The organism is Pseudomonas sp. P5_B2, assembly GCF_056400445.1.
On the sequence record NZ_JBFULH010000120.1, the window covers coordinates 1 to 11,133 of the forward strand.

The 11,133-nt window shown below is 58.7% G+C and carries 13 protein-coding genes and 1 pseudogene; 6 read left to right on the top strand and 8 right to left on the bottom strand.

Annotated elements, in window-relative coordinates:
* Nucleotides 1-450: 450 nt before the first annotated feature.
* Nucleotides 451-807 carry a DUF6124 family protein gene (locus AC1DRJ_RS12440; protein ID WP_477802411.1) on the top strand — a complete coding sequence of 119 codons (357 nt, stop codon included), beginning with the start codon at nucleotides 451-453 and terminating at the stop codon, nucleotides 805-807.
* 137 nt (nucleotides 808-944) lie between these two features.
* Here the strand turns inward: AC1DRJ_RS12440 and AC1DRJ_RS12445 are convergent, their stop codons facing one another.
* Nucleotides 945-1,943 (bottom strand): AraC family transcriptional regulator, encoded by a 999-nt coding sequence (locus AC1DRJ_RS12445; RefSeq protein ID WP_477802412.1) that lies wholly within the window; start codon nucleotides 1,941-1,943, stop codon nucleotides 945-947.
* Nucleotides 1,944-2,285: 342 nt separating this feature from the next.
* Here AC1DRJ_RS12445 and AC1DRJ_RS12450 point away from each other — a divergent pair, with 342 nt between their 5' ends.
* A complete protein-coding gene (locus tag AC1DRJ_RS12450; protein ID WP_477802413.1) occupies nucleotides 2,286-3,620 on the top strand; it encodes a dicarboxylate/amino acid:cation symporter in 1,335 nt (444 codons plus the stop codon).
* 144 nt (nucleotides 3,621-3,764) lie between these two features.
* Entirely contained in the window at nucleotides 3,765-4,946 is a 1,182-nt protein-coding gene (locus AC1DRJ_RS12455) for a CaiB/BaiF CoA transferase family protein (RefSeq protein WP_477802414.1), read from the top strand.
* Between the two features lie 121 nt (nucleotides 4,947-5,067).
* Here AC1DRJ_RS12455 and AC1DRJ_RS12460 read toward each other — a convergent pair whose 3' ends face one another.
* Both AC1DRJ_RS12460 and AC1DRJ_RS12465 read right to left on the bottom strand, forming a co-directional pair.
* Entirely contained in the window at nucleotides 5,068-5,562 is a 495-nt protein-coding gene (locus AC1DRJ_RS12460; RefSeq protein WP_477802415.1) for a SprT family zinc-dependent metalloprotease, read from the bottom strand.
* A gap of 160 nt (nucleotides 5,563-5,722) precedes the next feature.
* A complete protein-coding gene (locus AC1DRJ_RS12465; protein WP_477802416.1) occupies nucleotides 5,723-6,325 on the bottom strand; it encodes a Yip1 family protein in 603 nt (200 codons plus the stop codon).
* Between the two features lie 434 nt (nucleotides 6,326-6,759).
* Between AC1DRJ_RS12465 and ttcA the strand changes: the two genes are divergently transcribed.
* Together ttcA and AC1DRJ_RS12475 are read left to right on the top strand one after the other, a co-directional pair.
* Complete coding sequence (ttcA, locus tag AC1DRJ_RS12470; RefSeq protein ID WP_477802417.1) at nucleotides 6,760-7,584, top strand: tRNA 2-thiocytidine(32) synthetase TtcA; 825 nt, start codon at nucleotides 6,760-6,762, stop codon at nucleotides 7,582-7,584.
* A gap of 177 nt (nucleotides 7,585-7,761) precedes the next feature.
* Nucleotides 7,762-8,436 carry a DNA-3-methyladenine glycosylase I gene (locus AC1DRJ_RS12475; protein WP_477802418.1) on the top strand — a complete coding sequence of 225 codons (675 nt, stop codon included), beginning with the start codon at nucleotides 7,762-7,764 and terminating at the stop codon, nucleotides 8,434-8,436.
* Between the two features lie 107 nt (nucleotides 8,437-8,543).
* On the opposite strand, the gene AC1DRJ_RS12480 is transcribed toward AC1DRJ_RS12475, so the two are convergent.
* From AC1DRJ_RS12480 to arsC, 3 genes are read right to left on the bottom strand one after another with little or no spacing between them, the layout of a single operon-like run.
* Entirely contained in the window at nucleotides 8,544-8,969 is a 426-nt protein-coding gene (locus AC1DRJ_RS12480) for a DUF2069 domain-containing protein (protein ID WP_477802419.1), read from the bottom strand.
* Nucleotide 8,970: 1 nt separating this feature from the next.
* Complete coding sequence (gene wrbA / locus AC1DRJ_RS12485) at nucleotides 8,971-9,567, bottom strand: NAD(P)H:quinone oxidoreductase (RefSeq protein ID WP_477802420.1); 597 nt, start codon at nucleotides 9,565-9,567, stop codon at nucleotides 8,971-8,973.
* The gene (gene arsC, locus AC1DRJ_RS12490) at nucleotides 9,564-9,917 is read right to left on the bottom strand and encodes an arsenate reductase (glutaredoxin) (RefSeq protein ID WP_477802421.1); all 354 of its coding nucleotides are present in this window, start codon (nucleotides 9,915-9,917) and stop codon (nucleotides 9,564-9,566) included. The genes wrbA and arsC overlap by 4 nt, the downstream gene beginning before the upstream one ends.
* A 114-nt stretch (nucleotides 9,918-10,031) precedes the next feature.
* Between arsC and AC1DRJ_RS12495 the strand changes: the two genes are divergently transcribed.
* Nucleotides 10,032-10,499: a TlpA disulfide reductase family protein gene (locus AC1DRJ_RS12495; RefSeq protein ID WP_477802422.1), complete on the top strand. Its 468-nt coding sequence runs from the start codon at nucleotides 10,032-10,034 to the stop codon at nucleotides 10,497-10,499.
* A 49-nt stretch (nucleotides 10,500-10,548) separates the two neighbouring features.
* Here the strand turns inward: AC1DRJ_RS12495 and AC1DRJ_RS12500 are convergent, their stop codons facing one another.
* Together AC1DRJ_RS12500 and AC1DRJ_RS12505 are read right to left on the bottom strand one after the other, a co-directional pair.
* Nucleotides 10,549-10,953, bottom strand: a complete 405-nt coding sequence (locus AC1DRJ_RS12500; RefSeq protein ID WP_477802423.1) for an META domain-containing protein — start codon at nucleotides 10,951-10,953, stop codon at nucleotides 10,549-10,551.
* Nucleotides 10,953-11,133 (bottom strand): annotated as a pseudogene (locus tag AC1DRJ_RS12505) (hypothetical protein); the annotation flags it as partial. The gene AC1DRJ_RS12500 and the pseudogene AC1DRJ_RS12505, both read right to left, overlap by 1 nt.

Consider the following 11,133-nt stretch of genomic DNA (forward strand, 5'->3'; position numbering starts at 1 on the left):
AGTTCGTTCAGGGTAAATGCGATTGAATGTGGGAGCGGGCTTGCTCGCGAAGGGGTCGGCTCATTCACCGCAAAGCCCACAGTGTGAACAATAAACAGAGCTGTTTAAAAGACACCTCCAGACACTCTCTCAGGCTACACATCCTTGCGCCGCTGCCTACGACTGCGCCAGAATCCGCCGGCTTGTGCGCCTGGGGCGTGGGTTCTATCGTTTGCGGGTCGCTGACRAATCAGCGATCGGGTTTAGCGATCCGCCCCCAACACAGACGCAAAAGCGCCCAGTTTTGATTGCGGTTTTTAGTGCCTGCAATTCGCGTAATGGTGGCTGTGCGTGGGAGACCTTCGAGTCTACCCGGGGTTTCTGTGACCCGGATCGCTAACCTGCGTACAGCCGCCACCTTTACTTGTTTAGCGATAGGTCGTGGCGGCTCAATCAACCACGGAGCTTCCTATGTTCAAGATCACACCCAACCCGCCCGAAACCGACGACGTTTCCCCCTACGAAACCCCCGATTCCAAAAAGCTCAACGAAGCCGCTGACCGCGCCCTCGATTACTACCTAAAACCGGTCATTCCCAAAGACACCCCACGCAAACCCAGCACGATCTACTTCGTCGGTGCTGACACTGATGACGAAACCCTGCTGGTTAACGCTTGTGAAACCATGGCGTCGGCGAGTGTGATGCTGAGTGATTTCGCCGGGTTGGTGGAGGGGGCGCACCGCAACACGGTGCTGGGGATTGCGCAGCTTGTGATGCTGGGGGAGCTGGCGGTGAATCGGATGCTGGACAGGCTTGATCCGCCGTAGGCGTTCAGTCAGGTAGACCGCGTTATGATCGTTCCCACGCTCTGCGTGGGAATGCCTCAATGGACGCTCTGCGTCCGCTTGGCGGGGACGCGGAGCGTCCCAGGCTGCATTCCCACGCGGAGCGTGGGAACGATCAATCAATTCTCTTGCGCGCGATAGGCGCCAGGCGTCAACCCGGTCCACTTCTTGAACGCCCGATGAAACGCCGAAGGCTCGGAAAACCCCAGCTGCTCGGCAATCTGCTGCAATGACAAATCCGCCCGCCCCAGGTGATAAATTGCGATGTCCCGCCGCAGCTGATCCTTCAACTCCTGAAAACTCGAGCCTTCCTCGCGCAAATGCCGACGCAATGTCTGCGGGCTGATGTGCATCTGCGCGGCCACGGTTTCCAGGTCCGGCCAGCGTGAACTGTCGCGGCTGAGGAGACGGCGCAGCCGGCTGCTCAGGCTATCGCCGTCATCCGGGCGTGACAGCAGGTCGGCAGGGGAATGTTCGAGGAAATGTTTGAGGGTGCGTTCGTCCTGCAACAGCGGCATGCTCAAGTAACGATCGTGAAACAGCAGGCTGCTTTGTGCCGCGCCAAACTGCATCGGGCAGGGGAACATCAAATCGTATTCCGCGCCGTGTTCAGGTCGTGGGTAACTGAACGTTGCCATTTCCAACCGTATGCGCTGGCCGACCAGCCAGCTGCCGAGGCGGTGCCAGACCATCAGCTGGCTTTCAGTGAGGAAATGGTCCGGGTCCTGAAACTTCGAATCATCAAGGCTCAGGCGGATCATTTCGTCTTCGTACGTCAGGGTCAGGCGCGGACCTTCGGGGAATAAGCTATAAAACATAAAGCCGCGATGCAGTGCTTTTTCCAGGTTGCGGCAGTGGATCACTGCATGGCACATCATCGCGAAACTCCCGGTTTTACTCGGCACCGGCGCGAATCCCAGGTATTCGTCGTCCAGTGCCTGCCACAGACCCTGGATCAATCGCGCGAACTGTTCGGGCGCGATTCGCGCACGCGGCTCCTCCAGCAACTCAGGACTGATGCCCAGTTGTTGCAGCAGGTTTGAATAATCGACACCCAGCCGGCGCGCGCCACCAAGGGCSGCGCGGGCGAAATGACTGGAGATGGTGCGTTCGCGCATGAGCAGGCAATTCCGTCCATTGAACGGGCGAATGGTAGCGGTGCTTCCGTGCGATGGACAAGGCGGATATCCGCCAAATAGCAGGATGAGGTCAGGTCGATAGGCGGAAATCCGCCACATTGTTGTCGTCGATGGATCACAGCAAGAATCCTGTAACCCTTGGCATTAATAGGCTTGCAGGCAGTTTTTGAAAGGTGGCACGGGCCTTGCGATACAACGAGCAGATGCCTGCCGCCGCGCAGCTCGACAAAACAAATCCCTCCAGAAGCAGGAGGGTTCGCAATTGAAGTGTCTTGGACAACAGATGGATGTTGTGACGGGGCACTCTTGAGGAACTTTGCAATGACGACTCGTCAGCCACTGTACAAATCCCTGTATTTTCAGGTGATCGTTGCCATCGCCATCGGCATCCTGCTCGGTCACTTCTACCCGCAGACCGGTGTTGCCCTCAAGCCCTTGGGTGACGGGTTCATCAAACTGATCAAAATGATCATCGCCCCGATCATCTTCTGCACCGTGGTCAGCGGTATCGCCGGCATGCAGAATATGAAGTCGGTCGGCAAGACCGGCGGCTACGCGCTGCTGTACTTCGAAATCGTTTCGACCATCGCCTTGCTGGTCGGTTTGGTGGTGGTCAACATCGTCCAGCCGGGTGCCGGCATGCACATCGACGTGACCACGCTGGACGCTTCCAAAGTCGCCCAGTATGTAGCGGCCGGTGCGGATCAAAGCGTGGTTGGCTTCCTCCTGAACGTGATCCCGTCCACCATCGTCGGCGCGTTCGCCACGGGCGATATCCTGCAAGTGCTGATGTTCTCGGTGATCTTCGGTTTCGCCCTGCATCGCCTGGGTGCCTATGGCCGGCCGATCCTGGACTTCATCGATCGCTTCGCCCACGTGATGTTCAACATCATCAACATGATCATGAAGCTCGCGCCACTGGGTGCCTTCGGTGCCATGGCGTTCACCATCGGCGCCTACGGTGTCGGTTCGCTGGTGCAGCTGGGTCAACTGATGGCCTGCTTCTACATCACTTGCCTGCTGTTCATTCTGGTCGTGCTGGGCGGTATCGCTCGCGCTCATGGCTTCAGCGTGCTGAAAGTCATTCGCTACATCCGTGAAGAACTGCTGATCGTGCTGGGTACTTCTTCTTCGGAATCGGTGCTGCCGCGCATGCTGATCAAGATGGAGCGTCTGGGCGCGCAGAAATCCGTTGTGGGTCTGGTGATCCCGACCGGTTACTCGTTTAACCTCGACGGCACTGCGATCTACCTGACCATGGCGGCGGTGTTCATCGCTCAGGCGACCGACACCCACATGGACATCACGCACCAGATCACCCTGCTGGTGGTGTTGCTGCTGTCTTCCAAAGGCGCTGCTGGCGTGACCGGTAGTGGTTTCATCGTGTTGGCCGCTACCTTGTCCGCTGTTGGCCATCTGCCGGTTGCCGGCCTGGCGCTGATCCTGGGTATCGACCGCTTCATGTCCGAAGCCCGCGCCCTGACCAACCTGGTGGGTAATGCTGTGGCAACTCTGGTTGTAGCCAAGTGGGTCAAGGAGCTGGACACCGACGTGCTGCACGCTGAACTGGCGTCTGGCGGTCGCGGTATCGCCGACGAACGCGAAAAAGACGACCTGGGCGTTCACGAAGGCCCAACCCCAACCAACGTCAAGTAACTCTTTCTGTACTGAAAAACCCGCTTCGGCGGGTTTTTTCATACTTGCGGTTTGAGCGTAACGGTCACCTTTGCTGACACTTCGGGTGATTGCCGCAAGGCCATTGGCTGCCTAGGCTGGAAGTATCGTTCACGGAGATCGCTCATGCTCGGGCCACTGGCATCACTTAAGGTTCTGGATTTTTCAACGTTGCTGCCGGGGCCGTTTGCCTCGTTGTTGCTGGCGGACATGGGCGCCGAGGTATTGCGCATCGAATCACCAACCCGCATGGACTTGCTGCGGGTGTTGCCGCCCCACGATCACGGCGTGTCGGCCAGCCACGCCTACCTCAATCGCAACAAGCGCAGCCTGGCGCTGGACCTCAAGCAGCCCGAGGCGCTGGAGGTAATCAAGCAGCTGCTGGCCGAATACGACATTGTGCTGGAGCAGTTCCGTCCCGGTGTGATGGAGCGCCTGGGGCTGGGGTATGAAGCGTTGAAGACAATCAACCCGAAGTTGATCTACGTGTCGATCACCGGTTACGGCCAGACCGGCCCCTACAAGGACCGCGCAGGCCACGACATCAACTACCTGGCGCTGGCGGGCCTGGCCAGCTACACCGGCCGCGCCGAAAGCGGGCCATTGCCATTGGGCATGCAAGTGGCGGACGTCGCCGGGGGCTCGCTTCACGGGGTCATCGGCCTGTTGGCAGCGGTAATCGCCCGGCAACAATCCGGGATGGGGCAACATCTGGATGTGAGCATGACCGACTGCGCGTTCAGCCTGAACGCCATGGCGGGCGCCGGGTATCTGGCATGCGGCGCGCAGCCGGGTAGGGAAGACCAGATGCTCAACGGCGGTAGCTTCTATGACTATTACCGTACTCGCGATGGGCGCTGGATGTCGGTGGGCAGTCTGGAGCCGGCGTTTATGAAGCATCTGTGCGCGGCGTTGGGACTCGAAGAATTGGCGTCCCTGGGTTTATCGCCACAACCTGCGAATCAAAAAAAACTCAAGGACGCGCTGAAGACTGAATTCGAGAAGCACGATTTTAGCGAGTTGTGCGGGCTGTTTTCAGAGCTTGATGCGTGTGTCGAGCCGGTGTTGAGTTTGAGCGAAGTGATTGAGCATCCGCAGATGAAGGCGCGGGAGCTGGTGACCGAGGTGCCGCGCGGGGATGGTACGAACCAGGCGCAGATGGCCTGTCCGTTGAAGTTTTCAGATGGGTTGCCTGAGCCCCGGCATATTGGCGCGGCGCTGGGGCAGCATACGGATCAGGTGTTGGGGGAGTTGGGGTTGAGTGCGCAGCGAATCGAAGAATTGCGGCGTGCCAAGGTGATTCTCTAGCGCCTCTACCTGGCCTCTTCGCGAGCAAACCCGCTCCCACATTGGATCCAGGTCGTGCACAGATCAAATGTGGGAGCGGGTTTGCTAGCGAAGAGGCCAGTGCAGGCACCACAAATCTGACTTACTCGACCCGCATCTCCCCGCTAAACACCAACGTACTCCGGCACCGCCGGCACAAGTACCGGCGCCCCTGACTCACCAACCCATGGCGCTGCGCCGAAAACGGGAAATCGCTGTCCACGCACGGGCATTTGTAAATATAGCGCTTCACGCTGCGGCGTTTGACGTCGTAGGTGTGGCAGCGATTGGGCGGTAGTTCGTACACGCCGCGCATGATCAGTTGCCACTCTTCGCCATGAGGCTGGATGCGGTCGCCAAACAGTTGATGAGCGATCAGGTGGGCGACTTCGTGGGCCACGGTTTGCTTGAGGAAGTCTTCGCTGTTTTCCCGGTACAGCTGCGGGTTGAAGCGCAGCAGGTTCTCGTGCAAATGCGCGACACCGGCTTTTTGTCCGCGCAGCTTGAGGCTCACCACGGGGCGTTTGAAAGTGCGTTTGAAAAAGGATTCGGCGAGTTGGTAACAGTCTTCGACGCGGGTATTGAGCTGCTCGGGCATGCTTGATGGGTCTCCAGAGACGTCGAGTATGCCGCAACCCTGGGGTCTTGCGAATCGCCGAGGTGCTGAATGGTCGTAAGCGCCTTCTATCCCTGGACATTAGAAGGCCGCCTTGCGGCGGCCTGTGTTGGCAGATCTTGTTTTTGGGTGGAAAGGACCATTAATTAGTATAGACCGGCCCCACGCCGAGTCCCCAGACAATGACTGTGAACGCCATGATGGCCACTAGCACCACCAGGCCTACGGCAAGTACTGAACTTGAAAACAGGAACCCCTCGTCTGATGGAATGTTCATGAAAGTGGGCAGTCCCACATACAGCAGGTACACCGTGTAGCAGATGGCCGCCGTCCCGACGATCATTCCCAGCCACAAGTGTGGGTACAGCGCCGCCAGTCCGCCGATAAACAACGGGGTCGCGGTATAGGTCGCAAACGCAACGCAACGGGCCAGGCTCGGGTTGGCGTCATAGGTACGGGCCATCCAGTGGATGAACGCGGCCATGACCGCTACACCGCCGAGCATCGCCACGTACGACATGATCGTCATCCATAGCGCGCTTTCCTGCGTCAGCATCACCGGTGCCCGGGTGCCTAACACCCAACCGATCTTTGTGGTGCCGATAAACGCTGACACGGCGGGGATCGCCGCCAGAATCAGCGTGTGAGTCAGGTACATGTRGCTAATGCTTTCCTCATTGTCGCCACGGATTTCTTTCCATTCCTGGTCGGGGTGGGTGAAGAGCCCCACTACGTGATGGATCATGCCAGTCACTCCTCTTGTTTTTACCGTCGCCCCCCAGCGGAGCGCCTACGGGCCAAAGTGGCCAAGTAAGTAAAGGTCTGGATTTGAATGCGACCTTATGTCGCAGTATAGAAAGGACTTAACCGCACAGGTAATAGGGGCTTAGAGCATATCGCACTGAAAACCCTCCCGGTAATCGCAGACGGGTCTGTTGACATAAGTCCCTGTGTGCGAACTTAACTGTGGCGAGGGGGCTTGCCCCCGTTCGGCTGCGCAGCGGTCTCAAACAAGCGCCAAGATTATCTGGAAGGCTGGGGGGTTACTTCGTAACCCAACGGGGGCAAGCCCCCTCGCCACAGGCATGCTCGCTCCCACAGGGGATAGTGGGTACTTCGCCGATGGCGGGTTTTTGCGTAAAATGCCGGCCTTTCGTCACACCTCACGGATTTCGCGACATGGGCACTCTCACGGTCAACCAGAACAAACTGCAAAAGCGCCTTCGCCGTCAGGCCGGTGAGGCGGTTGCCGATTTCAACATGATTGAAGACGGTGACAAGGTTATGGTCTGCCTGTCCGGTGGCAAGGACAGTTACACCATGCTCGACGTGCTGATGCATTTTCAGAAGGTCGCACCGATCAAGTTCGAGATCGTGGCCGTGAACATGGACCAGAAACAGCCGGGTTTCCCGGAGCACGTGTTGCCGGCTTACCTCAAGGAACTGGGCATCGAGTACCACATTGTCGAGAAAGACACCTACTCCGTGGTCAAAGAGCTTATTCCCGAGGGGAAGACCACCTGTTCGCTGTGCTCGCGCCTGCGTCGCGGCACGCTGTACACCTTCGCCGACGAAATCGGTGCGACCAAAATGGCCCTCGGTCATCACCGTGACGACATCGTCGAGACGTTCTTCCTCAACATGTTCTTCAACGGCTCGCTCAAGGCCATGCCGCCAAAACTGCGCGCCGACGATGGCCGCAACGTGGTGATCCGCCCGCTGGCCTACTGCAACGAAAAAGACATTCAGGCTTACTCGGACTTCAAGCAATTCCCGATCATCCCGTGCAACCTTTGCGGCTCTCAGGAAAACCTGCAGCGTCAGGTGGTCAAGGACATGCTATTAGATTGGGAGCGCAAGACCCCGGGTCGTACTGAAAGCATTTTCCGCAGCCTGCAGAACGTGATTCCGTCGCAACTGGCGGACCGCAACCTGTTCGATTTCACCAGCCTCAAGATTGACGAATCGGCGGCTTCGCGCTTCGTCAACGTAGTAAACCTCTAATCAGACAGAAACTGTAGGGGTGAGCCTGTGGTGAGGGGGCTTGCCCCCGTTTGAGTGCGTAGCACTCACAATATCTTTGGTATATCAGAGATTTGGGGCTGCTTCGCAGCCCAACGGGGGCAAGCCCCCTCGCCACAGGTCGCTCCTACAGATCATTTTCAAACCTCAGGAGAGGGCATGCGCGATTACAAGTGGCTGCACGAATACTGTCTGAACCGCTTCGGTTCGGCAGCTGAACTGGAAGCCCATCTGCCCATTCCAAAAACCCCGGCGCAATTGCGCAAGATCAGCGACGACCGCTACCTCTCGACCATGGCGCTGCGTGTATTCCGCGCCGGGCTCAAGCACAGCCTGGTGGACGCCAAGTGGCCGTCCTTCGAAGAAGTGTTCTTCAAGTTCGACCCGGAAAAAGTCGTGTTGATGAGCGCCGAACACCTCGAACGCCTGATGCAGGACGCGCGAATCATCCGCCATCTGGGCAAGCTCAAGAGCGTGCCGCGCAATGCGCAGTTCATTCTAGACGTGGCGCATGAGAAGGGCAGCTTCGGTGCGCTGATTGCCGATTGGCCGGTGACCGATATCGTCGGGCTGTGGACGTACCTGAAAAAGCGCGGCCACCAATTGGGCGGGTTGTCGGCGCCGCGTTTCTTGCGCATGGTCGGCAAGGACACGTTTGTGCCGAGCTACGACGTGATCGCGGCATTGAATGCACAGAAGATCGTCGACAAGGTGCCGAGCAGCCAGCGGGATCTGGCCTTGGTGCAAGATGTGTTCAACCAGTGGCATGAGCAGAGTGGCGGGCGGCCGATGAGCCAGATTTCGATGATGCTCGCCTACACAGTGAATCATTGACTCCGAGTCGCGCCCTTCGCGAGCAAGCCCGCTCCCACATTAAACCGTGTTCCTTCAGTTGGAATGCGGTCGAATGTGGGAGCGGGCTTGCTCGCGAAGGGGCCAGATCAGGCTGCGGAGATCTCGCCCTCGCCAGCCAGTTTGCGATTGAGCTGAAACCGCCACCGCACATACAAGAGCGCCGAACAAAACACCGCCAGACTTGCGCCCATCTCCAGCAAACCAAACAGCTGGCGGTTCGGGTCATACGCCGCCAGTGCGCCCTTGATGAAATACAGGTTCACCACAAAACACATCCACGAATGCCCACGGGCGCTTCCGATAATCATTCCCGGTGCGAGCAACAGCAGCGGCACCAGTTCGATCAGCAAAATCACCCACGGCCGCGCGCCATGCAGGTCGGCAAACACCAGGTAATAGGCGCACAACAGCCCCACCAGCCCGAAAAAGCACAGCAGGCTGACGATGCGCATTGCCCGCACCCGTGGTTCGAGCCATTCAATGGAGGGCAGAATCTTCGGCTTTTTGGCCACGTCAGTTCCCCAGCTTTTGCGCAGTCTTCGCCAACCGTAGGCCCAAGGCCCGGCACAGCGCCACTTCATGCTCATTCAAACCACTTTTGCCATCGGCTCCGGCGTGATGACTGGCGCCATACGGCGTGCCGCCACCACGGGTTTCGAGCAAGGCAGATTCGCTGTAGGGCAGGCCGGTGATCAGCATGCCGTGGTGCAGCAGCGGCAGCATCATCGACAGCAGCGTGGTTTCCTGACCGCCGTGCAGGCTGGCGGTGGAGGTGAACACGCCAGCTGGCTTGCCCACCAGGGCGCCGGTCAGCCACAGGTTGCTGGTGCCGTCGAGGAAGTATTTGAGCGGCGCCGCCATGTTGCCGAAACGGGTCGGGCTGCCCAAGGCCAGGCCCGCGCAGTTTTTCAGGTCATCGAGGCTGGCGTACAGCGCACCTGTGTCCGGAATGTCGGGCGCCACGGCTTCGCATTCGGTGGAGATCGCCGGCACGGTGCGCAGGCGCGCTTCCATCCCCGACTGCTCGACGCCACGGGCAATTTGCCGGGCCATTTCATTGGTCGAGCCGCTACGGCTGTAATACAGAACCAGAATGTAGGGTGTGCTCACGGCAGCAACTCCAGCACGTTCTCTGGCGGACGACCGATGACGGCTTTGTCGCCGACTTCGAGAATCGGGCGCTCCATGAGTTTCGGATGAGCCGCGATGGCCGCGATCAATTGCGCTTCGCTCAGGCTGCTGTCGGCCAGGTTGAGGGTTTTGTAGTCGTCCTCGCCAGTGCGCAACAGTTGCCGGGCGCCGATGCCGAGTTTGGTCAGCAAGCTCTGGATTTGCGTGGCGTCCAGCGGGGTTTCGAGGTAACGGACGACAGTCGGAGTTACGCCTCTGGCTTCGAGCAGTTCGAGCGCACCGCGGGATTTCGAGCAGCGCGGGTTGTGATAAAGCGTCAGATCGGTCATGGGCGGGTCGCTTCTTGCGTAAAGTGGCAGCTATTCTAACTGTGCAGCGCGTAATCCTGAACCTTGCGAGGCGAAGGGTCGCAGGCGCATTCAATTTTGAACAAGGAATACGACATGACAAGGCGACTGGCAGCGGCATTGGCGATTTTCGGGGCGTTGATGCTGGGGGGCTGCGGCAATGACTATGGCGTCGACCAGAACGGCCAGAAAGTGGCGTCCGAACGGCTGGATAAACAATGGGTGGTGCTCAATTACTGGGCCGAATGGTGTGGCCCATGCCGGACCGAGATCCCGCAGTTGAATGCGTTGGCTGATCAATTGAAGGACAAGAAAATCGGCGTGTTCGGCGTCAACTTTGACAATGTGCAGGGCGAAGAGCTGAAAAGCGCCAGTGAAAAACTGGGGATCAAGTTCACGGTACTGGCTGCAGACCCGGCCGATCTTTTTGAATTGCCGCGCACTGAGGCCCTGCCGGTGACGTACATCATCGATAACAAAGGCAAGGTACGTGAACAACTGATGGGCGAGCAGACGGCGGCGGGGGTGATGGCGAAGCTTGAGGCGTTGCAAGCCTTCAAGTGATCGCATGATCGTTCCCACGCAGAGCGTGGGGAACGATCGGGTAGAGGGATCAACCCTCTTCAAGCCACCAACGCAATGGCTTGCCTTGCGCTGGCCAGAATCGCATCTGCTCAATCGGCGAAACGTCCCAGCGCTGTACGCCTTCCAGTGCCTTCAAAAAGCGTTGTTCCTGCTCCATGAGCGCTGGCGCACAAAGTTTGCGGGTGCTGCCGATCTTGCCGAAGCTCAACGCGTGGCCTTCCAGGGTGTACGGCGCGAACCAATGGTTGCAGCCGCCACTGCCATAGGCCCGACCGTCTTCACCGAGGGTGATGGTCAGGTGGCTGTAGTCCATCAATGGATATTCGCCGATCCATTCCAGGATGTAGCTACGATTTGTTTCGAGTTGCACCGGCTCGGCGGCGCAGCCCTGCAGGCTGGCCCCGACCATAGCGGCCAGAGCGAGGCGTTTCATCACGCAGGCTCCTGGCATTTCGGGCACAGGTGTTTCTCGCCGACAGAGGTCCAGCCCAACTCTGCAATCCGCGCCGTGGCAGCGGGCTTTTCAGCCTTGTTGCCGAGCTTGGCGTCGACCGCGAACTCAAAGCTCAGCGCTTTGGCACAGCTGTCGCAATTGACTTCCCAAGTGTGGATC